The sequence below is a fragment of the Nonomuraea sp. CA-143628 genome (assembly GCF_050942315.1).
GTDB lineage: Bacteria > Actinomycetota > Actinomycetes > Streptosporangiales > Streptosporangiaceae > Nonomuraea.
In genome coordinates this window covers 4,931,861-4,957,895 of record NZ_CP192072.1, presented here as the reverse complement: position 1 = coordinate 4,957,895, position 26,035 = coordinate 4,931,861, and the positions used below count along the sequence as shown (strand labels likewise).

The window sequence follows — 26,035 nt, the reverse complement described above, 5'->3', positions numbered from 1 at the left end:
TGCCTGGCGTCTTCAGGGCGCCGTTTCGCCGTCGCCCAGCCCGAGCAGGTCGACCGACCGCCTGCGCATCTCCACCTTGCGGATCTTCCCGGTGACGGTCATCGGGAAGGCGTCCGCGACGTGGACGTACCTCGGGATCTTGAAGTGCGACAGCCGCCCCGCGCAGAACTCCCTGACCGCCCCGGCCGTCAGCGGCTCGGCGCCCGCCCGCATGATGACCCAGGCCATCAGCTCCTCGCCGTACTTCTCGTCGGGCACCCCGATCACCTGTACGTCCGCGACGTCCGGATGCCGGTACAGGAACTCCTCGACCTCGCGCGGATAGACGTTCTCCCCGCCGCGGATGACCATGTCCTTGATCCGCCCGACCACGTTGACGTAGCCGTCGTCGTCCATGGTGGCCAGGTCGCCGGTGTGCATCCAGCGGGCGGCGTCGATGGCCTCGGCGGTCTTGTCCGGCTCGTCCCAGTATCCGAGCATGACCGAATACCCGCGCGTACACAGCTCACCGGGCTCGCCGCGCGCCACAGTCAGCCTGGTCTCCGGGTGCACGATCTTCACCTCGACGTGCGGCAGCACCCGGCCGACGGTCTCGGTCCTGCGGGCCAGGTCGTCGTCGGACCTGGTCATCGTGGACACCGGGGACGTCTCGGTCATGCCGTAGCAGATGGCGACCTCGCGCATGTTCATCTCGCTGACGACGCGCTTCATCACCTCGACCGGACAGGGCGACCCGGCCATGATGCCGGTCCGGAGCGTGCTCAGGTCGTACCCCTTCGCCACCCCCAGCTCGGCGATGAACATGGTCGGCACGCCGTACAGCGACGTGCACCTCTCGTCCTGTACGGCCCGCAGCGTCGCCTCTGGCTCGAAGCTCGGCGCGGGGATCACCACGCAGGCGCCGTGCGAGGTGGCGCCGAGGTTGCCCATGACCATGCCGAAGCAGTGGTAGAACGGCACCGGCAGGCAGACCCGGTCGGCCTCGGTGTAGTGGATCAGCTCCCCGACGAAATAGCCGTTGTTGAGGATGTTGTGGTGCGACAGGGTCGCGCCTTTGGGGAAGCCGGTGGTGCCGGAGGTGTACTGGATGTTGATCGGGTCGTCGCACGACAACTCCGACATGCGGGCCCGCAGCCGGTCCTCCGTGACGGTCTCGGCCAAGAGCGCGTCCCAGCCCGGATCGTCCAGATAGATGGCGTTCGCGAAGCCGATCTCCTCGACCATCGCGCGATAGTCGCTGGTCTTGTGCGTCTGGGCGCTGATCAGCAGCCGCATGCCCGACTGCTTGACAACGTACTCCAGCTCGTGGCTCCGGTAGGCCGGGTTGACGTTGACCAGGATCGCGCCGATCTTCGCCGTGGCGTACTGCACGAGCACCCACTCCGCGCGGTTGGGCGCCCAGATGCCCACGCGGTCGCCCTTCGCGATGCCCTTGGCCAGCAGGGCGAGCGCGAGACGGTTCACGTCGGCGTCGAGCTCGGCGTAGGTCCATCGACGTCCGGTGGGGACGTCGACCAGGGCCTCCCGGTCGCCGAAGGCCGCGACGGTCCGTTCGAGGTTCTCGCCGATCGTCTCGCCCAGGAGGGGGGTCGGCGCGGTGGCGCTGGAGTACGACTGCATGTCCACAGTGTCGGTCTCTTCCCGTCGTACGCACCAGGCCCACCCGCGCACCACCACGGCAGCGATTACGTCGCCGTGGTGGTGTGGCGCTTACCCGTTCAGGTGGAGCGGGTTCAGCACCTGCGCAGACCGTACTTGCCGGGGTCGGCGTCGAAGGCGCTCGGTGTGTGCACCACGGAGGCCGGCACGTACCCGAAGGCACCGAACCTGTCGCCGACGGTTCCGTACCAGGTGGTGTTGCCCCCTGGATGGAGCTCTCCCTGTGTCCAGCAGGTGAACCAGCTCTGCGTGGTGTCGAGGAAGTCCACGGCGTCGACGGGCCGGGGCTCGTGGAACACGGGGAGTCCGCCCTCGTCGTTGGTGCAGTGCAGCCTGCCGTCGTGCGGGTCGACCCCGCAGGCTTCCGCGGAGGCGGCGGGCGAGGCCAGTCCGAACAGCGCGAATGCCGTGGTGGCGACGGTCGTGGCGATGACCTGACGCTTGTTCATGTGCATGTCTCCTTCGGTGTCGTTCTCTTGGCGGATCCGGACCTTGGTGGCGTCACGGGCCGATGAGGTCGTAGTCGGCCAAGGTGCACTCGCGCAGGCCCGGCGCCGGGTCATGGGCGGTGGCCACATGGACGGCGGGCAGGAAGCCCCAGCCGCGGTAGGGCGATATCGCCTTGTCGCCCGCGGCGAGGTACCAGATGTTGTTGCCGCCGGCATGCGGGCCGCCCTCGACCCAGCACTGGAACCAGCTGAAACTGCTCGTCAGTACGCCGGTCTCCGCGGTCTGGAAGGAGGCGTCGTACGACAGGGTGACATTCGGGGTGTTTCCGCAGTAGAGCTTGCCGTCGCCCCGGACCCCGCACTCCGCGGCCGCCGCCAGGGCCGGGGTGGCGGCGGCCCCCGGGAGGGCACCGAACAGGGCCGCGGTCAGGAGGGCGCTGGCCGTGACATTGCGGATCATCATGGTGGTGGTCTGCCTTTCTGCTCCGTCAGGTGCGGCGGGTTCGCCGCGTCGAGAGCCAGCGAAGCCGCCCGGCCCAGGTGTCCAACAGGGGCTCGGACGGACTCGGACGGACTCGAGCCACCCGATGGCCAGGCCCGGACAGCAGGTCACCGCTGCCGCCATCCCTCGGACACGCCGGGTAATCGCTCGTACACTTTGCGACAGAGAGGAGCCGAAGGCCGACCGGCCGGGCGGGGAGGGCAGGAGTTCGAGGCGATGAGCGAAGGTGACGAGGAGTCCCGGATCGTCAGGCAGGCATCCCGATCCGGGGTGGAGTCGGTGACCTGTCACGAGGGTCTGGTGAGGTCGCTGGCCGAGCAGTTCGCGCGGGCCGATACGTCACTGCGGGAGCTGCAGCTGCGGGCGGACAAGGCGGGTGGGACCCGGCTGCCACGGGCGACCTGTGCGGACATGCTGGCCGGCCGGCGCTTCCCCAAGAAGGCGTTGATGGTGGCCTTCCTGCGGGCGTGCCGGGTGCCCGAGCATCAGCTCCCGGAGTGGGAAAGGGCATGGGAGCGGGTACGAGTCGCCCGGCTGCCCGCCGGGACGGCGCCGGATCGCTACCCCGGTGGCGCGATGCCTGGCGCGACGGAACCAGGTCGCTACCCCGGTGGCGCGATGCCTGGCGCGACGGAACCGGGTCGCAACCCCAGTGGCGCGATGCCGGCCCGCTGGACAGCCGGGCCGGGCGAGGCGGGGCCGGTCCCTGTCCCCCGCCGAAGCTGGCGCCAAGCCGCCGTGTCGGCCGCGTTGGCCGCGCTGGCGACCGCGGGCGCCCTGAGCGTCATCTTCGATCAGCGGGGAGCGTCACAAGACATCGCATCCGACAGTGTCGGCAGCCCTGTCCGCAGCCCCGTCGGCGGCTCCTTGGGTCCCGGCAGCATCGTCAGCGATGACGGCCGCGCGTTCAGCTCCGGCGGGTCGAGCCGGTTCACCGCGACCGTCGATCCCGCCAACAGCGGAGTGCGGCTGATCCGCCGCCTGGACGCGGGCGTCGCCCGGCAATACGCCACCATCACCGTCAACGGGGATCCGGCCGGGGCGTGGCGGCAGCTGCCCGGCGACAGCACCTACAAATGGCGAGAGCAGATCGTCGAAATCCCGCGCACCCTGACTGCGGGTCGCCGCTCTCTCACCATCGTCAACACGTTCGTGTCCTCCTCCTTGGGCTTCAACGAGTTCCTCTACGTCATCGAACAGAAGATCAACGGAGCCTGGTCGATCGCCGACACGGTCGACATCGGCCCTGACCACGCCGCCAGTGAGACCGCGCACGACTACCGCATCGTCGCGCAGGGCTGGGCCGATACCCAGACGTTCACCTATCCACCGCGCGAGGAGGATTGGCGAGTCGAGTGAGGTTCGGGTTATCGGAGGGCATCCGTGATGGCGAGGGCGGTGGTGCGCCAGATCGGGGCATGCGGGTCGATCACCGCGAAGTGGTCGCCGGACATTTCCAGATACGTCACGTCATCTCCAGCCTCCCGGGCAGCCCTGGCGTAACGGCGCGCGAAGTCCACCAGGTCCAGCTCGTCCCCGGACCCTTGGACGATCAGCTGGCGGACCCGCAACGGCAGCCTGAGCAGCGGACTCGCCCCGCCGCACAACCGCTCCACCTCACCCAGGCCACGGACCTCACCACCACCACCGGAACCCGTACCAACACTGACGCCAGAGCGCGTGCCGACGTGGAGGTCGGAGCCGGTGGCTGTGCCGAGGGCGGCGGCGACCGCGCCCGAGCCGAGCCAGCGCCTGTCGGCCTCGACGAGGTCGAGCATCCCCGCCAGCGACACGACCAGCGCAACCCGCGCCCCGTCGGCCACCGCGCGGAAGGCCAACTGCGCCCCTGCGGAGTGACCGACGACAGCGACCCGGTCGAGGTCGACCGGCGCGTCCACGGTCGCCAGCGCGGCCAGTCCAGCGGCCACATCCGCAGTGGTCGCCTGCCATCCATGCAGGTCGGGACGGCGGTATTCGAGATTCCACACGGCGAGCCCCCGGCCGACGAGGTCCGGGCAGAGCGCGTCCATGAGATCGGCGGCCCAGTTCGACCGCCAGTTCCCGCCATGAAGGAGCACCACGGCAGCCGGCCCATCCCCCTCGGCCTGGCGGGCGGCGGACCTGGGCAGTAACCGCTCGGGAAGGTACAGCTCACCCCACTGATCGCGATGCGTCCCGTACGGAATCCGCGTCCGCGGATGCCGCAGACGGTGTACGGCATGCCGAATCGCCCAGATCAACCCCTCGACACCACGCCCGTGAATGTGCGCAGCCCCCTCCCCCACCTCAGCCCCGTCCACCCGGGCGAGATCCAGCCATACGAGAGGCCCGAGGCGCTGCCCCATGAGCCGTCGCACCTCATCCACCGGCCCCGGAACCACCACGACGGCCGCTGCGGAGAACTCACCGTCGCCGGCCGCCGTACACGCCACGACTTCAGCCGCGTCACGAGCATGCACGAGCGCGCCAGAGACACCGAGGGCGGCGAACTCGCGTTCGGCGGTCTCACTGAGCAACGGGGCGTCGGCGACCAGCCCTGGGCCGACGACCACCAGGACATCCCTCACGACTCCCGACACTACAGAACCTGTCGCTGCTTAGCCTCGTCACGACATCCGGAAGCCGACGGGGCATAGGTTGGACCATGTGCGTGTAAACCAGCTTCACCCGTGGCCGACGAGTACCGCGGAGGCAGAGGCGATCCAGGAGCGTCTCCGGCTTCACGTCGAGCTGACCGGCCCGACCTCGTTCACGTTGGTGGCAGGACTTGATGTGCACTACCACGGCGAGGACGACGTAGCCGCCGCCGTAGTGGTGCTCTCCACAACTGCCGCCACGGAGGATCCCACACAGGGCGTGGCGGGTGATGTCACGAACGGCCGCACACAAGCCGCCGCAGGCCGCACCTCGGACGGCAGCGCACAAGCCATCACACGTCGCACCACAGACGGCGCCATCGCAGAGGGCATCGCAGGGGATGTCGCGGGCGATCTCGTGGTGGTCGAGCGAGTCGTGGTTCGGGGCAAGGCGCGGTTTCCGTACGTGCCGGGGCTCTTCGCCTTTCGCGAGTTGCCCGCGCTGGTGGAGGCGCTCGAGCGGCTCACCGTGACCCCTGACCTGCTGGTCTGCGACGGGTACGGCCTGGCGCACCCGCGCGGGTTCGGCCTGGCCTGCCACCTGGGCGTGCTCACCGGACTGCCCGCGATCGGCGTGGGCAAGACCCACTTCGTCGGCACCCACGACGCCCCGGACCCCGCTCGGGGCGCATGGACGCCGATCGAGCTGGACGGCTCGACCGTGGGCCGCGCCCTGCGTACGCAGCGGAACGTCAAGCCGGTGTACGTGTCGCAGGGCCACCGCATCACCCTCGACACGGCCTGCGCCGAGGTCCTGCGGCTCTCGCCGTACCACCGCCTGCCTGAGCCCATCCGCAAGGCCGACCACCTGGCCAGACACGGCGACGACCTATAACCGGCGATGACCTGTGACCGGCGATCCAGGCGACGGCAGCCAGGCACCAGTATCCAGGCGACGACTTCCCCGTCAGCGGCGCCAAGCCCAGACCAGCAGCCACACGCTCAGCCCGAAGACCGCCATCCCGAGCGGCACGTGCACGCTCAGCACACCCGCCCCGCCCACCGCCGACTGCACGAACCCGAGCAGCAGAATCGCCAGCCCGACCAATGCGGGCCATCCCGCCCCACGCCCCGGCCGCCACACCAGCACGGCCGCGACGAGCTGCACCAGCCCCAGCACATGTACGGCCAACGCCCCCATACCGTGCGACCCCGCCGACGCCCCGCTGAGCAACTGACCGGCCGTCACAGCCTGGAAGAGCACCGCCAGCGCGTTCAGTACGACAATGATCTTGAACGCGGTCAGATATCCGCTCCCCTTGGCGGCCTGAGTTACCACTCGCTTCTCCTTTGACCTCGTGAGGTCTCAAGGATCTTGCCGTCACGACAGCATGGCATCCGACGCCCGTCGTCATCCTCTGTACGCCAGGAGGCGTACACGGCGAGGCCCGCCCCTTCACCAACGTCCGGGCCCTGCCGCCGTGAACGGGGCAGCGAGCAGAGCAGCCGCCCCGGAGCTCGTTACCCAACCGACTCTTGATCAACTTGGCGGCAGCTCGTTAGGGTTGGGCGCCTTCGCCCCCCAGGAGTACCCTCATGCGCCGCCACCGTTTCGGCCGGATCGCGGCCGCCTTCGCCATGGTCTACCTGGCCGCCGTGGTCGTCCTCGCCGTCGTCGTCTGGGTCACCGGCGACATCACCCCCCTCTGGGTGGTCGTCGCGGACCGAAGTGGCTTCGCGGCCGACGACCTCCGGCCGTGGTGGTGGCTCGTGGTCCTGCTGGTCCTGATCGCGGCGGTGCAGGCCTGGGCGTACTGGCAGGTGCTGCGGGGTCGCGAGCGCGGCGAGCCCGCGCGACACAGCGAGGACGTCCGCCTGCTCCGGGCCGTGCTCTATGTCAGTGTCGGATACGACCTGCTCCTGCTGCTCCCCATCCCGTACGTCTGGTGGCTGACGCTGATCTCCGGGCTGATCCAGCTGGTCACGGCGTGGCTGTTCTTCCGCGTGCCGCGGGGCACCACTCCTCGATGGTTGCGGCTCATCATCCTCATGACGGGGATGCTCCACGCGGTGTACGGCCTGGCCACCGCCGCCATATCGGGCCTGGGCGTTGGCTCGCCCGCCTGGATGGCCGGTCTGTTGGAGGTCGGGGAACTCATCTGGCCGGCATGGGCGATATCGGTGCTGGTGGCGCAGGCGCGGGATCCGCGCTGGAGCCGGACGACCGTGCGGATCGGCGTGGTCGCGGTGGTCGTGTCGCTCCTCCGGCCCAGCTCGCTGCTGACGTTCAGCTATCCGAGCGAGGTGCCCTGGGATCAGCTGGTCTACGAGCTCCTCGGCGCGCTGTCCGTCTTGGGGCTGGTCTGGTGGGCCCGATCCGCGCATGACCTGGGCAGTCTCATGCCCCCGGCGCCCCGGCCGCGGTCCGTACGAGCCCCCGCCAGACGATGGCCGCTCCCCGTAGTGGCGATCGTGCTCCCGCTGATCCCGGCGGCCGTCAATCTCGCGCACGGAATGCCGTTCTGGCTCGGGCCGACGAACGCGCTGTGGAACATCGTGCAGGAGAACAGCAGCTCCGAGCTCATCATCACCTGGTACGCACTCGACCTCCTCGTAGGCGTCGGCCTCCCGTCGCTGCTCATCTTGGCCGCCGTCGGGCGCCGCACCCGGCGCCTCGTGCGGGCCACGACGTTGTCGCTGTACGCCCTGGCCGTCGTCGCCGCCGTGAGCGCGTTCGCCGAGACGGCCCAGGGTCCCCTCGTCGGGGAAGTGCCGCTCTATCCCGACAGTCTGTTCGTCAAGGACGGCGCGCTGGTCTCCACCGGCATCTCCCCGCTGTGGTACGGCCTCGCGCTAATCACGTCCGCCCTCATCCTGACATTCCTGTACGCCGTCCCGTCCGCCCACCGCGGCCGACGCCATGTGCTCGTGGCGGGCATCGCCTCGGCTGTGGCGCTCTGCCTTCTCCCCGCGGCGGACCAGGCTCGCGGACCCGCCACCACGACCGAGGAGTGCCATCCGCCCCCGTACTGGGAACAGGAACGACCGGAGCCGGCCCCCGAGCTGACCGCCGAGCAGCGGTTCGTCTGCGCCCTCCGCGGTCAGGGCACCGGCCTGGCGCGGTTCGCCGACACCACACCCGATCAGGTCGTGCTCGCCTACGGACGCCGGCTGTGCGACCTCCACACGCGTAACGACCCCCGCGAGCTGGCTCGCTGGAAGATCGATCGCAACACCCTGACGTACAGTCTCGCCGGCATCTGCCCCAGCGCCGCCGCCGTCGTCAAGGCCGCGCGCGCCGAGCAGGACCAGGAGATCGCGGAGATGCGGGCGGAGGCCCAGCGCATGTGCGACGCGACGCCACGCCACCGTCCGCGCATCAAGCCGGTCACGGCGACCCGGATAAAGGAGCCCCAGATGACCGACTACGGCGTCCTGCAGACGTACGAGAACGAGGACGGGGACCCGGACCTGGACCCCGGCAACGGGCTGGTCTCCTCCGAACCCGGCACTCTGACCGTCATCACGAGCCCCGACTTCGACCTCTGCGTCACCGTCGAGACCTACCCGCGCCGCCCACCCGTGGAGACCAAGGGCTGGGACACGGTCGTCGAGGTCGGCTACCGCAGTTCCACGGGAGAGATCGTGCTCTCGGACGATGTGAGCGGCACCGAGCTGCCCGATCTGTCGCTCAACGGTCGCGCGGGCCACTACCGGATCCGTGTGCACTACGCCTGGTTCCCCTGGAAGGGTGAAGGTCAGGGCGGCCAGCGACTGCTCATCATGGCGTACCCGGCTCCTGGCGACAAGGAGGCCGTCTACCGCAAGTGATCAGCGACTGATCGGCCCGCGAAAGCCTCCGGCGCTGCCCACCGCCCCGCGGTTTCTTAGAAACCCGACCCGGCGCCACCGCTATTATGCGTGAGATGTCGTCGCCGTCCCGCTCTGAGACCCCGATTGCTCGCCCTGCTGCCTGGCAGGTGCGGCAGACTTGGACCAGCCTGCTGCCGAAGGGCGTGATGTCATGCCCGCCGTTGGGCACCACCGACGGCCACAGCAGTTGGGTGGCGTCCGTGACGACCACGGTCCTCGACGGCCGTACCGTAGCGGTCACCGGGGGTGGCGACTGCACGGTACGGATGTGGGATCTGTCGACCGGCGAGCAGGTCGGCGCCCCATGGACTGGTCACACGAGCTCGGTGCGGGCGCTGGCGATGTCCGTTCTGGACGGTCGCCCCGTTGTGCTCAGCGGTGGTGACGACGACACCATACGGGTGTGGGAACTCGCGTCCGGTAGACCGGTGGGCGAGCCGCTTCACCTTCAGGCTGACAACGTGGAGGCCCTCGCGATCGCGGAACGCCATGGCCGCCAGGTTGTGGTCACCGGTTGCTACGACATGACAGTACGAGTGTGGGACCTGGAAACGCGGCAGGAGGTGATGGCACCGCTCCGCGGCCACACCGGTCCGGTGTACACGGTGGCGACCACGGTGCTGGACGGCCGCTGGGTGGCTGTCACGGGCGGCGACCGAACGGTCCGGGTATGGGACCTGGAAACCGGTGGTCCGGTGGGTAGCCCGTTCACCGGCCACAGTGGATACGTGAGCGCGGTCGCGGTCGCGGAGCTGACCCCCGGCCATCTGGTGGTCGTCTCTGGTGGGTGGCAGTCGGCTACACGCGTGTCGGACCTGGCCACCGGACTGCCGGTCGGTGACCTTCCCCGATCCGTGGCTTTAGAGGCCGTGACGACCACGGTCGTAGACGGCCGACTGGTGGCGATCACCTGCGACCGCAATCAGCCGACCCTCCAGGTGTGGGACCTGGAAACGGCCGAGTTGGTCGGTGAGCTGTTCCCTCAGCATCCCCGCACGGCGCACGCGGTGGCGACGGCAGTGGTGGACGGTCGGCAGGTAGTGGTGTCGAGTTGCGACGGCGGGTCGGTTCGGGTGTCCGATCTGGTCGTCGGCGATCCGGCCGGTAAGCCGGTTCGCCACGAGGCCGCGATCACGGCGGTGGCCACCACTTCAGTGGCCGGTCGGCTGGTGGCGGTCACCGGCAGCGAGGACGAGACCGTACGAGTATGGGATCTGGACACCGGCGATCAGGTGTGCCGGCCACTCACGGACCACACCGGCGCCGTCACCGCCGTGGCCGCGACCCACGTGGACGGTCGCGCGGTGGCAATCACCGGGGGCAAGGACAGCACTGTCCGCCTCTGGGACCTCGAACTGGGGAAAGCGGCCGGAGCACCGTTGACCACCCACCGCGGCCCGATAACCGCGGTCGCGGCCGACAACACGGACGATCCGCCCAGGGCCATCACCGCCGGCGACGACAAGACCATCCGGGTATGGGATCTCCGCACCGGCGAGGAGACCGGAAACCCCCGCAAGAGCGACCATCGATGGGTACAAGACCTCACCACCACCACGCTCGATGACCGCCCCGTCGCCCTCCTCGGACGGTGGGGCGGCGGCTTCCGGGTCCGTGACCTCACCACAAACCGCGACACCGGACTCCAGACCACCGGTGGCAGCGGCAAACCGGTACGTCTCGTGGCCGCCACCCTCGTGGACGGTCGGCCCATCGCCATCACCACGAACGACGACTGGCGCGACCTGTCGACGAAGGTGTGGGACGTCGCCACCGCTCAGCAGATCGGCCAATTCTCCATGGGAACCGTGGTCGCACTCGCCGCCACCACGATCGACGGCCATCCCATCGCCATTGCCGCCAATTACAGGATGGTCGCGGTATGGAGCCTCGCTACCTTTGACAGGATCAGTCCTGACATCGAGTTCCCCGACTCAGTCACCGCCATCGCCGCCACCCCGGAAGGCCACATCGTCGTCTGCTTCGACCGTGACATCGCCGTACTCACCGCGACTCGATCGAGCTGACCATGGCATGGTTCGACAGCTTCTCCGCCTACATCCGCGTCCCGACGAGTTCGACCCCGACCTGCCCGAGATCGACTTCACCACCCTGACCGAGGCGGCGTAGCGGTGGGCCTGCTACGACTGTTGTATGGCTGTCAAAGACGCAGCCCAAGGGGCGCCGCTCCCACGAGGCCGCCGTCGATGACGAGGTCCTGACCGGTGATGTACGACGCGTCGTCCGAGACCAGGAAGGCGACGGCAGCGGCGACATCGTCCGGGTGACCGAGCGAGCCGAGCGGCACCTCCGCCGTGATGCGGGTCTCCGCGTCGGGGTCGATGGCGGACCGGTACATCTCGGTCTCGATGTAGCCGGGGCTGACGGAGTTGACGCGGATGCCACGCGGCGCGAGGTCGGTGCCGAGCGTGCGGGCGAGATTGTGCACGGCAGCCTTGCTGGCGGCGTAGATCGAGGCCGCAGGGAGACCGCGGTGCAGGGTCCAGGAGGCGTTGATGACGATGGCGCCTCCGTCGCCCATCAGCGGCAACGCCTTTTGGATCGTGAAGAACACTCCCTTGAAGTTGATTCCGACGGTGTGGTCGAAGTCCTTCGGGGTGAACTCTGGCCTGAAGTCCGCGATTCCGGCATTGGCGAAGACCGCGTCGAGGGCACGGCGCCAGGTCTCAACGCGCCGCACGAGGAGATCGAGGTCGGCGTCAACGCTGACGTCCGCGCGGACGGGCAGGACCCGCTCGGAGCCCAGGCGTTCTGCCGCGGTGTCGAGGCGGGCCTGGTCGCGGCCGGTGATGACGACGTACGCGCCCTCGTCGAGGAGTCTGCGCGCGGTCGCGAAGCCGATGCCGCTGGTGCCGCCCGTGATCAAAACTGTTTTGTCCGTGAATCGCTTCATGCCGACGATCCTCGAGCGGTGCGAGCTTACGCGGCAGTGCTGGCTGAACCTGGGTCTGACACCACCACCAAGCGCTCCAGCAGGGCCTCCGTTCCCGTCCCGGGCGCGGGTGTGTGCAGCGACAGGCGGTGGCCGGGCAGTTCGGGCAGCGGCAGGATGGTGGCTTCGAAGGTCAGCGTTCCCAGGCCGGGAATCTCCAGGGCCTTGGTGCCGTGAGTGGGGCCGCCCACAGGGAGTTCCGCCCAGATCTCGGCGAATGCGGGGCTCGCGACGCACATATCCGCGGCCAGGCGGCCGAATTCGGGATCGTCCGGGTAGCGGGCGGCGTCCGCCCGGAACAGGCCGATCATCGCTCGCGCCGCGTCGTGCCAGCCCACGACTGCCGCACGGTAGCGGGCGTTGGTGAAGAAGCTGATCAGGCAGTTGTGGTCGTACTCGTTGCACTGGAACACGATCTCCGCCGCGCGGTTGACCGCGAGGACGTTCCAGTGCCGGTCGATGACGTACGCGGGTCGCGGCAGCCAGCCCTCCAGCAGCCGCCGCACGGCATCGGGGACCCGGCCTCCGGACGGCGCCGCCTGCGGCGGATTGAGGCCGGCGAGGAGGTACAGGTGCTCGCGCTCGGCGGGCTCCAGGCGCAACACCCTGGCGATGGCGTCGAGGACGTCGGCGGAGACGTTGATGTCGCGTCCCTGCTCGAGCCAGGTGTACCAGGACACTCCTACGCCGGCGAGCACCGCCACTTCCTCCCGCCGCAGCCCGGGCGTACGGCGGCCCTCGCCTGCCGGCATACCCACGTCAGCGGGCGTCACCCGGGCCCGCCGCGACCGGAGAAATGCGCGCATCTCGGAACTGCGCCGCTGCCGCGCATTTGTGGAGAGTCGGGAAATACCCATCCGGTCATGCTATGTCGTGGTCGGCTGGTGGCGCCTTACCGCAGCGCGGAGACACCTGCACGAGTGCGCACATAGACCGTTCCGTCGGAGGGCAGGACAGCAAGGCCTTCCTCCTCATAGTCCGCCCCGAAGTACTCCGCGCCGAGCTCGTATTGACTGCCGACGATCTTCTCGTCGATGTCCAGCGCCCAGGCGAGCTCGCCGGTATCCACACGATAGGTGGCTGTCGTGCCGCTTCGCATCGCGACGTAGAGCAGCCCACCGGAAAGCACAGGCGACCCCACAGGAGGTCCGGGTAGACGAGCGGTCCATGCCGGTCGGGCAGTCGCGATGTCCACGGCATACAACATGACGTCACCAGCCGGTTGTACCTGGACTTCGGGATCACCGCCCTGCAGCGCGGTGAAGAAGACAAAACCGTCGGCAACTGCGATCGCCCCATATGCCTCCGACCACAGGCCAGGGTCGAGCTGGAACAACCACCGTCGTTGACCCGTCGCCGGGTCCATGCCAACCACTTCGACGCTGGTATACGGCCTAGGATGGAAGCCGTCGTCATCGTGTTCTCGCCGGACCGACATCCAGACCAGGCATTCGGCCACCACAGGGTGTGTTTGGCCGAACAACACCCAATCGCTCGGGCCCTCATCGTCGAAGTCGTCCTCCTCTGGAGAAAGACCTTCGGTCTCTACCGGGCACCGTCCGCCGTGGTCGTCACCAACCCGGAAGACTTCGGTTCCAGAGGACACCTCGAAGGCCACCACACCGCTGTGCGTGTGATGCCCTTCAAAGCCCAACGCCGCGAACGCCACTCCGGATTCTGAAATGGCCGGCTCCGCCTCGAGTAGACCGGTCCAGACTTTGCTGTGCCAGCGCAGCGTGAGCCCCGGCAGATCCAGCGCCCGGACGCCATCATTCAGGTCGGCGAGTAGCAGGATGTCGCCAACAATCGTGCAGCACCCGGCACGACCCTCAAGGCGACGTAGCAACTCCCCGGTCGACCGATCGTGCACAAAGACGCAGCCTTCAAAGTCGCGATCCGGAAGGAACAGCAGATCGCCCCAGACCGCAGGCGCCGCGGTGAACACCGGGGCGAGATAATCCCACTGCTCATCGATACCGTCGGACCGCCACTGTGAGGTGCCGTCCGCCGCGTCAAAAGCATGCACGACACCTCGAACATCGACGACGTAGAGCATGTCATCAACGAGAACCGGCGCGGCTAGGACCGCGGCCCCGGTGTCAGCGCGCCACGCCACAGAAGGCCGTCTGGTCACCCCGCCGGTTCGGTAGACACCGCTGCGTCCTGGATCTCCGAATCCAGACACCACATCTGAGGCCATCGCCCCTTCCTGCCTTTCCGTTCGCGGAGCCGGCCGCATCTCACCCGGCTTCTCTCGTTCACCAAACAAACGATCTCCCGATCCTTGCAGAACCCGATGCGCACCCAGGGTTGGGCCGCATACCAGGCAGCCGCGGATCAAGAAGCTGCCGCCCGTCGCGTTCCCTCACCAATTCAGCGATGCCGCGCGGCGGCAGGAGAGTGCGCAAGCAAGCCATCGGCCTGTCCTGCAGACCATCGCGCGCATACGACGCGGTCCGCCTCGTAACGGTCTGGTGGATGAAGAACAAGCTCAACCCGCGCCGAAGCACACGAACGTGGAGAGCGGTGCCGAGGCCGACGCGGCGGCCAAGGCGGCGGCCGGTGACAAGCTCAGCGCGAGGTGCCGGTGGTAGGCCGCCATGACCTCGATGGCCGTCTCGTCGGGCACCTTGGCCACGCTGGAGACGACGGTCGGCGTGCCCATGTAGAGCAGGGCCGCGGTGAACCCGAGCAGTTCGTCGCCGGGCCGTACCACCAGCCGGCCGATGTCGCAGGCGGACAGGACGACGTGCCGCGGCGCCGTACGCAGGCGCTGGACGTCGTGCGCCATGAGCGGTCCGTCGCTCAGGACGAGGCGGGAGAACAGGACGTTCTCCCGCTCGTGGTGCCCGTGGGCGGCCAGGTGGGCGATGGAGGCGCCGTCCAGTGCCTCCAGGGTGGCCGCGACGGTGGCCGCGGAGCCGGTGAGCCGGCGCGCCTTCGGGTACAGGGCGGCGAGGCGCTCGATCTCGGGCTCCACGGCCGTGAGGTTGGGGCCCGCGACCAGGAGCGGTGGCTCGCCGTCGGCGACGCCGACCAGGCGGGCCCGCTGGGCGGTGGCCCAGACCTGCGCGGAAGGGGCCGCGACCACGGGTTTGCCGGCAAGGCCGGGCAGCGCTCCCCACGGGATCGCCGACAGGTCCATGGTCGGGACGACGACGATCCCGCGCGCCCCGGCGAGCGACGGCAGCAGAGGCGCGAGCAGGCCGTCGGCGATGGTGGCGAGTTGCCGCCGTAGCGACGCCTCGATCACCGCCGCCAGGGCCGGCCGGAGGTTGCGCCCGGCGCGGGCGTTGAGGTCGCCGGTCAGCCGCCGTACGGCCTCGGCGAGCGGCTCGTACGCCCCGAGCTCCAGGATGCGGCACCTCCCGGCGCCCAGGACGAGGGCCAGCAGCCTGCCCCGGACGTTCAGCAGGCTCACCAGCGCGAGACCGGCGGCGGCCAGTTCGGCCTCGACCACGGCCGTCGAGGCCGGGGCCAGGCTCGCGCGTGCCCCAGGCAGTTGCCAGCCGCGTTCTCTGATGAGGCGTTCCAGCTCCAGGCAGCGTCTGCGGATCTCCGGGTCGCGCCGGGCCGCCGCCTCGCCCGCGTGCAGCCGCTGGGCGAGGTGCCGCAGCTCGGCCAGTGCCTCGGCCGTCTGTTCGTCGTGCTGGGGGCGGATCGGCGGGAAGCGGAACGCCTGCGCCCGGCAGCGCTCCGACCACTCGAACACCAGCCGGGCCGAACCGTTCGCCAACGCCGCCACCAGGCCCGCGGCCGCCAGGTCGGACCCCAGCGCGGTGACGCCCGTCTGCATGTCCAGGCTGCCCAGCCGGCCGCGGTGCTCGTGGACCAGCGCCAGCCCCGAGCGGACCCGCCGCAGCGCCTGGCCGCGCAGCCCCCGCGCACTGGCCAGCTCGGCATCGGCCAGCCGCCGCATCAGCCGTACCTCCAGTGGCGCGGCCCGCGAGCTGAGTCGCTTGGCCGGCGGTGCGGCGCGGGAGTCGGCCCCGCGTCGCACCGCCGGAGGTGCGGCTGAAACCGCCGGAGGTACGGCTGAAGGTGCGGCGCGGTTCGCGAGAGAGTCCGCCTCGGTGAGGTTCCCGGCGGCGACCAGCGCCCGGACCGCCAGCAAGGTCGCCATCTCGCTCTCGTCCCGCAGGCCGAGCTCCGCACACCGCGCCGCCAACTCCCAGGCCTTGCGAGCGACCGCCCCTGACTCCCCGGCCTTGCGCCCGAGCGCACCGCGCGCCCCGGAGCCGGCGGCCTGGTCGAGTGCGCCGCTCGGTCCCGGCCGGGGCGGGTCGGCGAACTCCGCGCGCAGGCGCATCAGCTCTGCCCGCAGTGCCCAGGCCGGGCTGCGTCTGCGGCGGAAGCGGTCCTCCGCGTGCCGCGCCCACGTGCGCGCCTCCGTGAAGCGCCCGGCGTGCAGTGCCGCCTGCGCGCGGGCCAGCTCGGCCTCGGCGTAGTCCTGCATCAGCCGCTGCTTGCGGAATCCGTCGAGCGCCCCGTCGAGGGTACGGCCGGCCTCGTCGGCGAGACCGGCCGCCAGCAGTGCCCTGGCCTGGTCCAATGCGAGTACGGGCAGGAATCCCGGGTTGACGCGGCGATAGGCGCGTTCGACCTCGCCGAACACCGTCAGCGCCGTCGGGATGTCCCCGAGGAGCAGGTCGCAGTAGCCGTCGTTGTGCAGCGCCTTGGCCTCGATGACCTCGTGGCCGTACGACCTGGCGAGCTCGGCGCTGCGGCGCGCGTCCGCGCGGGCCAGGCGGACCTTGCCGGTCATGAGGTGGATGACCGACCGGTTCAGCAGCACCCTGGCCAGCTCCACACCGCGGACGAGCCGCGGCACGGCGAGGTCGAGCTGTTCGAGCGCCTCGGCGGTACGACCGGTGCGCAGGTACATCAACCCCCGCTGGCCGTGCACGATCGCCTGCTCGGCGGGCGGCGCCCAGCGTCGCGCCTCGTCGAGCAGCTCCGTGCCGCGGGCGGAGTGGCCCTGCTCGGCCTCGGCGTGGGCGAGGCTGGTCAGGAGGCGGGCGAGCAGCGCCGCCCGCTCCGGATCCGCGCTCTCAGGGGGCTCGCCGGTCTCCCAGCGCAGCAGCGCCAGGCCCTGCCGCAGCCGCCGCGCGGCGAGGCCCGGGTGGCCGTCGTCGGTCGCGGAGACGGCCAGCTCGTGCTACCGGGCCGCCCGGTCGTGGATCTTCTCCGAGCCCTCGGCGGCGACCTCACTCGCGGGCTTCACAGGACGTGCGGGCTTCACAGGACTATGGAGGGGGTCACCGCCAGTATCGCGCCCACCCCCGGAACGTCCACCGCCGGCCGTACGACGAGCTGGGCCAGCCCCCGGATCACCTCGTCCATGACGAACCTGCCCTGGTCGTCGGCCCTGACCAGGAGCGGTCCCTCGGAGGTACGCAGCTCGACCACGTGGTCGCCGGGCGGGGCGAGCCAGCCGTCCAGCCGTACCAGGCGCTGGGTCTGGACACTGACGCTGATCATGATCGTGAGGTCGTCGCCCTCGAAGGTGATCGTCCGGCTCTCCTCACCGCCGCGGACGCCCGCCCGCAGCCCGACCTGCTCACTCAGCCGCAGCACCTCGGCGTCGGCCGTCTCCAGGTCCAGGGCGAACTGGACCCGTTCGACCAGCGTGTCGGGCACGGGGTCGAGCACCGAGAGCATCTTCCTGATCTCGTCGAGAATGGATTCGTCTGTGGGGTCCAGGTCATCGGGAGGGATCATGACACGCTCCAGCCACGGTCCTCGGCCAGCAGGCGGCGCAGCTTGGCCAGGCAGCGGCCACGCGTGGGGCCGATGCTGCCCTTCGGCATGCCCAGCGTGACGGCCACGGCGTCGTAGTTCGGGCGGCGGGCGAACGCGACGAGCCGCAGCAGATCACGGCAGGACTCCGACAGCCGCGCCATGGCGTTCCAGAGCGCCTGGTGCCGCTCGTTCCGCAGGACGAGGTCCTCCGGGAGTGTGTCGGAGTCCGGTACGTCGTCGAACGCGCCGGGGCTCACCGGCTGGGCGTCGCGCTGCGTCGCCTGGACCCGCCACGATTCGCGGGTCGCGGTCGTGACGAGCCATTCGATCAGGGCCCGGGGAGCGGTGATGGACTTCAGGTGGCGCAGCAGCGTCTTCGGTTCTCTGTGTTTACCTAGGTAAAGCGGACATCGGCGTAGCCTCATCGCAGCCGACCGAGGCCGGGTAGTGATCCGGTGGAAGCCGAAGCCGCGTCCGTCCGGCAAGCCGGGCGGACCGTGGTTGGAGAACCGCGTTGTCGGGGCCTGACTGCGCACTCCTGGAGGAAGTGCGCCTCTTGGGCCACCGCCCCGCCGGACGCTTTCCCGTTGATGCGGACACCAACGGGGGCGGGGGCCGAGCGCTCAGTCAGGCACCCGGCTGTGACAGAAAATTACCTCATGATTACCATCCGTCGCAACTGATCGAGTGGGGAGAAATCCAACAACAGTTCTCACGGTAGCCACCGGCTCGCATGGCGAATGCCAGCGACAGTTCATACTCTCAGCCAGGTCGTCTGGATGACGTCCTCGGCGGCCTCCTGGTCGAGGCCCTGACGCCTAACCACCTGCCACCGCAGCGGGGTGAGGTCGGCGGCGATCAGGTTCAGGGCGTCTCTGGCCTCCTGGAGCAGGCCGGCCAGCCGATCACGCCGATCGGCGTGATCGGCTGGGCCGAGCTCCGGGCGCAGGTCGGCGGGACCGGGTTCCGGCCTTGGGTCGGGGCGACCACGTTCCGGTCTTAGGTCGGCGGCCATCACACCGAAGCGATCGTTGGGACGTCGCCGTTCCTGAGTCTGGCGACCACGGCGTGCGCGCGTTTGAGAGCCACCTGCTGGTCGGTGTTCGCCAGGCCGACGTCCTCGTAGTCCTGGATCATCATCTGCATGATCGTGGCTCCCAGTACGGGCGCCGCGAACGACGAACCGCTGCTGCGCCGCGTCGCTGACGGACAGGAACGTGTCGGGATCCGTCACCGGCCGGAACCAGGCGTGCCGCTGCTTCGGCAGCCCGGTGTCGGGGATGACCATCACCGGGCGGCGGCCGCCGATGTGCTCGGCGGGTCTGCGGGCCGGTGGGCCGCCCGCGACATTCACCGGGGTTCTGGCGTAGCCGGCCGTGGGCGTGGCGTAGGCGCCGCCGGGCATCCCGTGCCCGCTCGTGGCGGGTTCGCCGCCGATGTCCAGGGCCGCGCCGACGCCGACGCCGACGAACGCCGACCCGGCGAGCAGATGGTCGAGCGCGATCCCGGACAGGAGCTCCTTGACGTCCGCCTGCCCCGCCTGTCCCGCGAGACCCGCCAGACCCGCTTGCCCTACCTGCTCCGTCCGCCCTGCCTGCTCCGTCTGCTCCGTCCGCCCTGCCTGCTCCGTCTGCTTGGGCCGCCCCGCCGGCCCCGGCTGCTGCGGCGTGTCGGGGAAGTCGCGCAGCGCGCGGCGCAGCGTCCGCAGTGCCCGCCAGGCGTCGACCACCACCGTCGCCGGATCCAGGACCTTGGCTCCGTAGCGGTCCAGCAGCACCTGGGGGAAGACCAGGTCGCGCGATGGCAGCACGCGGCCCTCCCCCGGGACGTACGGTTCGCTCTGGTAGTCGATGGTCAGCATCCGTTGGCCTCCGTCTCTTTCCCGTATGGAGAGAAAGAGCCGGGCTATGCCGCAGTGATACACATGACGCGTAACAACCCGGTCACGAAGATGCGTTCTCGTTGCACGGCTTGAGTCCCTGTCTGGCGTTACCGCCGAAGCTGACGGTCCATTTAGCTTTCTTTCTTTTCGTATAAATAAAGAATCTACCCCTATCGTCGGTGGCGTCTGCGTAAGTTTCGCCGTCCATACTCGTGCTGATCGTTTCGTTCTCGGGATAGACGTCGGTGTCTATCTTGTGGAGCTGGCCCGTGTGTTTTAATTTCTTCTTTCCGCGCCTGATCACCGGGGAGATGCGGTAATTGAGGATTTCCGTGTTGGTCGTGGCCATGAAGAGCACGAGCTCGCTGTGGGACCCGATGTAGTCGTCGCCCGGGCCGCCGAACTCTGCTCGGTATTCGCCGCTCGCCTCGGCGTCCACGCGCGTCCGAAAGGCGCCGCGATCGTCGGTCCGCACCTCGGTGACGCGCACGAACCCGCAGGTGTCGCGCTGCCTGAACGTGATGCGAACGGGCCGCCCCGGCACCGGACTCCACGTGTCACCGTCCGCGGAAGACTCCAGCCGGCCGGTGACCGCCAGCGGGTCGCCTACGACGGCCTCGCGCGGCTGGACGTCGAACTCCGGGAAACGGGTTCGGGGCTTCGTCCCTGCCTTCTCGACGAAGAACCGCGTCTCCACCGACATCCACGCCGACGCTTCGATGCGCCACTCGCCGATCTCGTCCTCCGGCGAGAAGGTGTGCTGCGCCCGCCAGTTGCAGGGCGGCGGCTGACCGGCGAAATCCACGCTCCAGCGCCTCCCGCTGGGCGCGATCAGGCGGCCCTGAACGTCCGGCGCGTCCATGGCGAGGTCGAAGGTGACGGTGACCGGATAGGCGCCGATGACGACGGGATCCGGGGCGATCTCGATGGTCTCGCTGGCGAATGCGCCTCGCATGATGCCTCCTCGAAGGGGGTGGGTCAGCAGACGTTCCGGTATGTTCGGCCGGGGAATGAGCTCTCCCAATCGGCTTTGGACAAAGTGCCGCCTTTCGTCTTGGCGCAGACGGCTGATATCAAGCGTTCGGGAGCGATGGGATGCTCGCGAAGTGTCCCGTCCGTGCCGAAGCTGAGCAGGCGGCTCCCATCAGGGGAGAAGGTGAGCGCGAGGACGAAGCCGTCGTGCAAGGTGAGCGGCTCGCCGAGCGGCGAACGCTCGGCGACGTCCCACAACCACACCTTGCCGCCGGCGCCCGCGGCGGCCACGGTCTTGCCGTCGCGCGCGAAATCGACGACGTCGACCTGCTCGTCCTTCTCGTCCGCGAGCGGGAGGTGCCCAAGCTTGGCCAGGCTCCGGGCGTCCCACAAGTCGAGGCCCACGACGGCGAACCCGGTGGCGAGGATCGCGCCGTCCGCGCTGTAGGTGATGGCGCGCACGCTGGAGGAGCTCGCGCCGAACGGCCGGGGCGCGGCGTTCCGTACGGCCATGTCGACCACGGCGCCGTCCGGGCCGTTGATCGCGAGCGCCCTGCCGTCAGGGCTGAACGCCATGCCGCTGCCGCCCGCGCGGCCGAGCCCGCCCACGCGCTTGTTCGTCGTCAGGTCCCATACCTGGGCCTTCAGCGCTCCTACCTCGGACGCCCGCGACGCGACCACCAGCGTGCGCCCATCGGGGCTGAACACCAGCCCTTCGACCTCGTCGGCTTTGGTGATCTTCAGCCGCGCCGTCCGCCGTCCCGACGGCACCTCCCACAGGGTCACCAGGGCCGGGTCGGACGACGAACCCACGGCCAGCCTCCCGCCGTCGCGGCTGAAGGCCATCGCGGCCGGCTCCGTGACGACCTTGCGGAGCCGGAGGACGCGCTCGCGACTCGCCACCTCCCACAACTCGACATCCGACCGCCGCTGCACCGCCAGCAACCGGGCATCCGGCGAGAACACCGCCGCCTCCGCTCCGGTGACCAAAGGCGCGGGCATCGTGAGGTCGGCGATGTCCAGCGTGGCCACAGCCCCTCCCGGCAGGAGATAGCTGAGGGTGCGGTTCTCCGGGCCGAACCTCAGGCCCCGCGTCAGGTGCGGCACGGGATACCTGAGCATCGGGGTGCTCCTGCCGGGAAGCCACAGGGAGACATTCCTCCCGTCGTAGGTCGCCAGGTAACGGCTGTCGGGGCTGAAGCGCATGCTCTCGGTCCGTCCGCTCGGCATGGCCAAGCCCTGCCACCGATTCCGGGAGAGATCTCTGACGCGGGTCTCGTCGCCGGTGCGTACGGCCAGCGTCCGGCCTTGGGGGGCGAAGGCGAGGTCATCGCCCCGGGGCTCGGACACGCGTCCCTGCCAGTTCCAGAGCCCATACCTGCCGTTGATCGTCACGGCGGCCATGAGGCCCCCGTCGTCGGAGATCACCAAGCGGCTGACCTGGGACGCGCGGAGGGGCAGCCTGCGCAGGGTGGTGAGATCCCACACCTGTCCCTGGCCGTCCACGGTTATGGTGGCCAGCAGGAGCCGGTTGGCGTTGAAGGCCACGTACTGCGTGGCGGTACCGAAGTCGCCGATCTTGACGCCCCGCTCGGCGTCCCACAGCTCGACCGACCGCTGACCGGCGACCGCGAGCCTGCGGCCGTCAGAGCTCAGCGCGATGGCCCTGGCCGGCGTGGAGATCCCGGCCACCTGCCTGATGGAGCGGCCCGTGGCCACCTCTCGCAGCGTCGCCGTGCCACGATCGGCGACCACCTCTGTCCGGCCGTCATCGCTGAGGTCGTACATGGCGTCCCGGCCGGCCTGCGGCGCGCGGACCACCCGCACCTCACGATGGGCCAGCGAGTTGTGCAGCGCCGCTTTCGCCTTCGTCACCGGCGAGGTCTGCCAGGCCGCGACGCTCAGGAGCCTGGCCGACAGGGGATCGTCCGCGCGCAGTGCCTCGGCCCGTTCGGCGGCACGCTCCGCCGTCGCGGCGTCACGTTGCCGCTCACCCCTGATGTTCAGCCAGAACGCCAAGGACACCGCCATCACCGTCAGCGCCGCCAGGACGGCGACGGCTCCCAGGACGCTCCTGCGCCGCCGGACCTTGACGCGGGAGCGGGCCACGGACTCGCGCAGGAAAGTGGCTTCGAGCAGATTGAGCTTGATCTGGCCCCGGCTCGTCCGCTCCCATTGCCGGGCCGTGGCCAGGTTGGTGCCCTGGTACAGGTCGTCGGGCCTGCGCTGGTTGACGTGCCAGAGACGGGCGGTCTCGTTCAGCAGGCTGTGCACGCGCAGCCCGTCCGGATCCGCCGCGACCCACGCCCGTAATCGCGGCCAGGCGCGCAGCAGCGCGGCGCTGACCAGGCCCACCGAGTCGTTCTGGCGCACCAGCAACGCTTCGTCCTCGAAGGCCCGCAGGACCCGCTCCACAGCCGTCCGGTCGATCTCACCGTCGAGGAGGTCGTCGAGCCGTGCCTGCCTGACCGCGCCCTCGGCGCCCTCATCGGGCAGCACCATACGCAGCAGGATCGGCGGCACGATGGCCTGGTCCTCCGGGCCGAGCCCGGCATAGACCCGCTCGGCCTGATCGCCCAGCGAGGGGCCGGTCAGCGAGGCGGGCGGACGGATGGACTCCGCGGCCTGGCTGCCATCCCGCAGCAGGCGCGCGGTGTCGCCCCGGCCGCCGATCAGGCCGAGCAGCAGCGCCCGGACGTCCGGGCGGGCCGCCGGATCGAGCGCCATCGCGGCTGTGACGAGCGAACGCAGCGGCTCCGTCAGTACCTCGAACGCCGGCCTGGTGGTCTGGATGTGGTACCGCACCACACCGAAGTCGTCACCGGGATAAGGGGCGCGTCCGGTGGCCGCGAACATCATCACGGCGCCCCACGCCCACACGTCCACAGCGAACCCGCCGCGCCGCCCGTCAAGGCGTTCCGGCGCCATGTAAGGCGGGCTGCCCGCGGCGAACCGTCCCTCGGTGGTGAGCGTCTTGTCGTCGGTACGCGCGATGCCGAAGTCGATGACCCGTGGACCGTCCGGCCCGAGCATCACGTTGGCCGGCTTGAGATCGCGGTGCACGACTCTCGCCTCGTGGATGGCGGTCAGCGCGGTCGCGATCCCCACGCCCAGCCGGTACAGGTGTTCGGCGGAGTATGGCCCTCCCAGGTCGACGGCCCGCTGCAGGCTCGGGCCGTCGACGTACTCGCTGACGATGTACGGCTGGGAGCCATCGAGGTCGGCTTCGATGATCCGAGCCGTGCAGAACGGCGACACCCGCTGCGCCGCGACGACCTCGTTGATGAACCGCAGCCGCATGTCGCCTTGTTCTAACCATTCGACGCGCAGCGCTTTGATGGCGACCCGGCGATTGGTCTCGTCATACGCCTCATAGACAACGCCTTGCCCACCGGCACCGAGACGCCCGGCCAGCCAATACTTACCCAGCTGCCGGGGATCCCCAGGATGCAGCGCCAAGATCGACCCCCCACCGGCCGCCCAAGGATGCCTCTAGTGAACTCCTTCGCGGGCCGGTAGCCAAGGCAAGGTAAGCGAGTTGAGCGCCCTCAGGCGTACAGGCGTTCCAGGACCGCGGCCACCCCGTGGTCGTCGTTGGACAAGGTGCGCCGCTCGACAGCCGCCATCACCGTGTGGTGGGCGTTGGCCATCGCGTACCCCGCCCCGGCGAAGGCGAGGACCGCGAGGTCGTTGGGCATGTCGCCGAACGCCACCACCTCGGCCGCGTCCACCCCCCGCTCCTCGCACAGCCGGGCCAGCGTGCCGGCCTTCGTCACCCCGGGAGCGCTGATCTCCAGCAGCCCGCTGCCGCCCGAGTGCGTCACCTCGGCCTGGCCCTCGACGGCCGCGACGGCGGCGGTGAACATCTCGTCGACCGCGTGCGCCGCCGACCAGGCCAGCAGCTTGACGACCGGCTCTCCCTCCTCGCAGGCGTCCGCGACCTCGCGGGTGTAGGGCAGGTCCGGGAGGACGCGCCTGGTGTAGGCGGGCTCGACCAGGACCTGTCGGCCTGTCTCCACCGCGAAGGCGACCCCGGGCAGAGCCTCGCGGAGCGTCTCCATCAGCTTCCTCGCGGCGGCCAGGTCGAGTGCGTACGTGCTGGTGATCTCGCGGGTGTCCAGGTCGTAGACGATGGCGCCGTTGCTGCAGACCGCGGTGCCGGTGACGTCCGCCATCGCGGCGATCGGGTCCACGCCGCGTGGTGGCCGGGCGGTGACGAAGACGATGTCGGCGCCGGCGTCGCGGGCGCGTCCCAGAGCGCGGCGGGTGCGCGGGGACACTGAGCCGGTGGAGTCGAGGAGGGTTCCGTCAAGGTCTGTTGCCACGATACGGGGTGCGATCACCTCACCATTAAATCCGCTGCGGCTGAGCGACCCCTTGGGGTATATGTCGGCGTTAGGGAGGAATTCATGCCGAGCAGCCCCAGGCGTACCACGCTGGCCACCGTCGCCGCTTCGGCCGGCGTGTCCGTGGCCACCGTGTCCAAGGTGCTCAACGGCCGCCGCGAGGTGGCACCTGACACTCGTACGCTGGTGCAGTCCCTGCTGGTGGAACACGGCTACGTCCCGCGCTCGTCGCCCAGGGACCGGGCCGATGGGTCGGCCACGGTCGAGATGTGGGTGGACGAGATGTGCGCCTACTCCACCGAGATCATCAAGGGCACCATCGACGCCGGCGCCGAGTCGGGCGTGGCGGTCGTCGTCAGCGGCACGAAGGGCATGGCCGGCGGCGGCACCTCCTGGGCTCGCGACCTGGTCGCCGCCGGGCGGCGGGCGATGATCACTCTTGTCAACGGGCCGACCAAGGCCCAGCTCGCCGCCCTGTCGCGCGTACGCTTACCCGTGGTCGTCATCGACCCCCTGAACCTGCCGGACGCCCCCGTGACCAGCGTCGGCTGCACCAACTTCGCCGGCGGCCTGTCCGCCACACAGCATCTGCTCGCCCTCGGGCACCGCCGCATCGCCTACCTCGGCGGACCCGCGACCGCGGCCGTGAACCAGGCACGCATGCACGGCTTCCGCGCCGCCATGGAAGCCGCGGGCGTGCCCGTACCTCCCGAATATGTCCGTACTGCGGGCTTCTGCTATCCCCACGGGGTGCGAGAAGGAGCCGCCGTGCTCGACCTGCGTCCCGCGCCGACCGCCATCTTCGCCGCCGGCGACGAGAGCGCCCTCGGCGCCATCCAGGCCGCCAGGGCACGTGGCCTGCGGATCCCCGAAGACCTCAGCGTCGTCGGCTTCGACGACACCGAGATCGCGACGATGACCTCGCCGCAGCTGACCACCGTACGCCAGCCGCTGCGCGAGATGGGCGCCGTCGCCCTGCGCACCGCGCTGCGCCTGGCAGCGGGCGAGAAAATCGATTCCCGCCACGTCGAGCTCGCCACCGAACTCGTCATACGCGGCTCCACCCATGCCGCCTGACCAC

The 26,035-nt window shown here is 69.8% G+C and carries 20 protein-coding genes and 1 pseudogene; 5 read left to right on the top strand and 16 right to left on the bottom strand.

Annotation, left to right across the window (positions count from 1 at the left end):
• Positions 1-12: 12 nt before the first annotated feature.
• The 3 genes from ACQP2T_RS22695 to ACQP2T_RS22685 form a co-directional block, all read right to left on the bottom strand.
• Entirely contained in the window at positions 13-1,620 is a 1,608-nt protein-coding gene (locus tag ACQP2T_RS22695) for an AMP-binding protein (RefSeq protein ID WP_433518101.1), read from the bottom strand.
• A 113-nt stretch (positions 1,621-1,733) separates the two neighbouring features.
• Positions 1,734-2,108, bottom strand: a complete 375-nt coding sequence (locus ACQP2T_RS22690; RefSeq protein ID WP_433518100.1) for a hypothetical protein — start codon at positions 2,106-2,108, stop codon at positions 1,734-1,736.
• A gap of 52 nt (positions 2,109-2,160) precedes the next feature.
• Positions 2,161-2,571 (bottom strand): hypothetical protein, encoded by a 411-nt coding sequence (locus ACQP2T_RS22685; protein WP_433518099.1) that lies wholly within the window; start codon positions 2,569-2,571, stop codon positions 2,161-2,163.
• A 255-nt stretch (positions 2,572-2,826) separates the two neighbouring features.
• On the opposite strand from ACQP2T_RS22685, the gene ACQP2T_RS22680 reads away from it, so the two are divergent.
• Positions 2,827-3,969: a hypothetical protein gene (locus ACQP2T_RS22680; RefSeq protein WP_433518098.1), complete on the top strand. Its 1,143-nt coding sequence runs from the start codon at positions 2,827-2,829 to the stop codon at positions 3,967-3,969.
• Between the two features lie 8 nt (positions 3,970-3,977).
• Here ACQP2T_RS22680 and ACQP2T_RS22675 read toward each other — a convergent pair whose 3' ends face one another.
• Positions 3,978-5,177 (bottom strand): alpha/beta hydrolase, encoded by a 1,200-nt coding sequence (locus ACQP2T_RS22675; protein ID WP_433518097.1) that lies wholly within the window; start codon positions 5,175-5,177, stop codon positions 3,978-3,980.
• A 79-nt stretch (positions 5,178-5,256) separates the two neighbouring features.
• Here ACQP2T_RS22675 and ACQP2T_RS22670 point away from each other — a divergent pair, with 79 nt between their 5' ends.
• A complete protein-coding gene (locus tag ACQP2T_RS22670) occupies positions 5,257-6,081 on the top strand; it encodes an endonuclease V (protein ID WP_433518096.1) in 825 nt (274 codons plus the stop codon).
• A gap of 72 nt (positions 6,082-6,153) precedes the next feature.
• Here the strand turns inward: ACQP2T_RS22670 and ACQP2T_RS22665 are convergent, their stop codons facing one another.
• Complete coding sequence (locus tag ACQP2T_RS22665; RefSeq protein ID WP_433518095.1) at positions 6,154-6,525, bottom strand: hypothetical protein; 372 nt, start codon at positions 6,523-6,525, stop codon at positions 6,154-6,156.
• A gap of 257 nt (positions 6,526-6,782) precedes the next feature.
• Here ACQP2T_RS22665 and ACQP2T_RS22660 point away from each other — a divergent pair, with 257 nt between their 5' ends.
• On the top strand, positions 6,783-9,017 hold the full coding sequence (locus tag ACQP2T_RS22660) for a hypothetical protein (RefSeq protein ID WP_433518094.1): 2,235 nt from the start codon (positions 6,783-6,785) through the stop codon (positions 9,015-9,017).
• Between the two features lie 242 nt (positions 9,018-9,259).
• A complete protein-coding gene (locus ACQP2T_RS22655) occupies positions 9,260-11,086 on the top strand; it encodes a WD40 repeat domain-containing protein (RefSeq protein WP_433518093.1) in 1,827 nt (608 codons plus the stop codon).
• A gap of 134 nt (positions 11,087-11,220) precedes the next feature.
• Here the strand turns inward: ACQP2T_RS22655 and ACQP2T_RS22650 are convergent, their stop codons facing one another.
• The 11 genes and pseudogenes from ACQP2T_RS22650 to ACQP2T_RS22600 all read right to left on the bottom strand — a co-directional run bounded on the left by ACQP2T_RS22650 (position 11,221) and on the right by ACQP2T_RS22600 (position 24,951).
• Positions 11,221-11,973 carry an SDR family NAD(P)-dependent oxidoreductase gene (locus ACQP2T_RS22650; protein ID WP_433518092.1) on the bottom strand — a complete coding sequence of 251 codons (753 nt, stop codon included), beginning with the start codon at positions 11,971-11,973 and terminating at the stop codon, positions 11,221-11,223.
• Between the two features lie 26 nt (positions 11,974-11,999).
• Positions 12,000-12,818, bottom strand: coding sequence for a helix-turn-helix transcriptional regulator (locus ACQP2T_RS22645; RefSeq protein WP_433518091.1), 819 nt, complete (start codon positions 12,816-12,818; stop codon positions 12,000-12,002).
• Between the two features lie 86 nt (positions 12,819-12,904).
• Positions 12,905-14,068, bottom strand: coding sequence for a PQQ-binding-like beta-propeller repeat protein (locus tag ACQP2T_RS22640; RefSeq protein ID WP_433519809.1), 1,164 nt, complete (start codon positions 14,066-14,068; stop codon positions 12,905-12,907).
• Positions 14,069-14,212, bottom strand: a pseudogene (locus tag ACQP2T_RS22635) (hypothetical protein); the annotation flags it as partial. It abuts the gene before it with no gap.
• A gap of 291 nt (positions 14,213-14,503) precedes the next feature.
• On the bottom strand, positions 14,504-16,918 hold the full coding sequence (locus ACQP2T_RS22630; protein WP_433518090.1) for a CHAT domain-containing protein: 2,415 nt from the start codon (positions 16,916-16,918) through the stop codon (positions 14,504-14,506).
• 332 nt (positions 16,919-17,250) lie between these two features.
• Positions 17,251-17,733, bottom strand: coding sequence for a hypothetical protein (locus tag ACQP2T_RS22625; protein ID WP_433518089.1), 483 nt, complete (start codon positions 17,731-17,733; stop codon positions 17,251-17,253).
• The gene (locus tag ACQP2T_RS22620) at positions 17,730-18,179 is read right to left on the bottom strand and encodes an RNA polymerase sigma factor (protein WP_433518088.1); all 450 of its coding nucleotides are present in this window, start codon (positions 18,177-18,179) and stop codon (positions 17,730-17,732) included. The genes ACQP2T_RS22625 and ACQP2T_RS22620 overlap by 4 nt, the downstream gene beginning before the upstream one ends.
• Positions 18,180-18,508: 329 nt before the next feature.
• Positions 18,509-19,615 (bottom strand): hypothetical protein, encoded by a 1,107-nt coding sequence (locus ACQP2T_RS22615; protein WP_433518087.1) that lies wholly within the window; start codon positions 19,613-19,615, stop codon positions 18,509-18,511.
• Between the two features lie 82 nt (positions 19,616-19,697).
• Complete coding sequence (locus ACQP2T_RS22610; RefSeq protein ID WP_433518086.1) at positions 19,698-20,591, bottom strand: hypothetical protein; 894 nt, start codon at positions 20,589-20,591, stop codon at positions 19,698-19,700.
• A 23-nt stretch (positions 20,592-20,614) separates the two neighbouring features.
• On the bottom strand, positions 20,615-24,067 hold the full coding sequence (locus tag ACQP2T_RS22605) for a WD40 repeat domain-containing serine/threonine protein kinase (protein ID WP_433518085.1): 3,453 nt from the start codon (positions 24,065-24,067) through the stop codon (positions 20,615-20,617).
• An 89-nt stretch (positions 24,068-24,156) separates the two neighbouring features.
• Positions 24,157-24,951 carry an HAD-IIB family hydrolase gene (locus ACQP2T_RS22600; RefSeq protein ID WP_433518084.1) on the bottom strand — a complete coding sequence of 265 codons (795 nt, stop codon included), beginning with the start codon at positions 24,949-24,951 and terminating at the stop codon, positions 24,157-24,159.
• A gap of 66 nt (positions 24,952-25,017) precedes the next feature.
• Between ACQP2T_RS22600 and ACQP2T_RS22595 the strand changes: the two genes are divergently transcribed.
• Positions 25,018-26,031 carry a LacI family DNA-binding transcriptional regulator gene (locus ACQP2T_RS22595; RefSeq protein ID WP_433518083.1) on the top strand — a complete coding sequence of 338 codons (1,014 nt, stop codon included), beginning with the start codon at positions 25,018-25,020 and terminating at the stop codon, positions 26,029-26,031.
• Positions 26,032-26,035: the final 4 nt, after the last annotated feature.

Coding starts and splice junctions, on each gene's coding strand:
- ACQP2T_RS22685 (WP_433518099.1), bottom strand. CDS start 2,571: ATGATGATCCGCAATGTCACGGCCAGCGCCCTCCTGACCGCGGCCCTG.
- ACQP2T_RS22680 (WP_433518098.1), top strand. CDS start 2,827: ATGAGCGAAGGTGACGAGGAGTCCCGGATCGTCAGGCAGGCATCCCGA.
- ACQP2T_RS22615 (WP_433518087.1), bottom strand. CDS start 19,615: ATGCTGACCATCGACTACCAGAGCGAACCGTACGTCCCGGGGGAGGGC.
- ACQP2T_RS22645 (WP_433518091.1), bottom strand. CDS start 12,818: ATGCGCGCATTTCTCCGGTCGCGGCGGGCCCGGGTGACGCCCGCTGAC.
- ACQP2T_RS22640 (WP_433519809.1), bottom strand. CDS start 14,068: ATGCTCTACGTCGTCGATGTTCGAGGTGTCGTGCATGCTTTTGACGCG.
- ACQP2T_RS22625 (WP_433518089.1), bottom strand. CDS start 17,733: ATGATCCCTCCCGATGACCTGGACCCCACAGACGAATCCATTCTCGAC.
- ACQP2T_RS22650 (WP_433518092.1), bottom strand. CDS start 11,973: ATGAAGCGATTCACGGACAAAACAGTTTTGATCACGGGCGGCACCAGC.
- ACQP2T_RS22695 (WP_433518101.1), bottom strand. CDS start 1,620: ATGCAGTCGTACTCCAGCGCCACCGCGCCGACCCCCCTCCTGGGCGAG.
- ACQP2T_RS22610 (WP_433518086.1), bottom strand. CDS start 20,591: ATGCGAGGCGCATTCGCCAGCGAGACCATCGAGATCGCCCCGGATCCC.
- ACQP2T_RS22595 (WP_433518083.1), top strand. CDS start 25,018: ATGCCGAGCAGCCCCAGGCGTACCACGCTGGCCACCGTCGCCGCTTCG.
- ACQP2T_RS22660 (WP_433518094.1), top strand. CDS start 6,783: ATGCGCCGCCACCGTTTCGGCCGGATCGCGGCCGCCTTCGCCATGGTC.
- ACQP2T_RS22620 (WP_433518088.1), bottom strand. CDS start 18,179: ATGAGGCTACGCCGATGTCCGCTTTACCTAGGTAAACACAGAGAACCG.
- ACQP2T_RS22690 (WP_433518100.1), bottom strand. CDS start 2,108: ATGAACAAGCGTCAGGTCATCGCCACGACCGTCGCCACCACGGCATTC.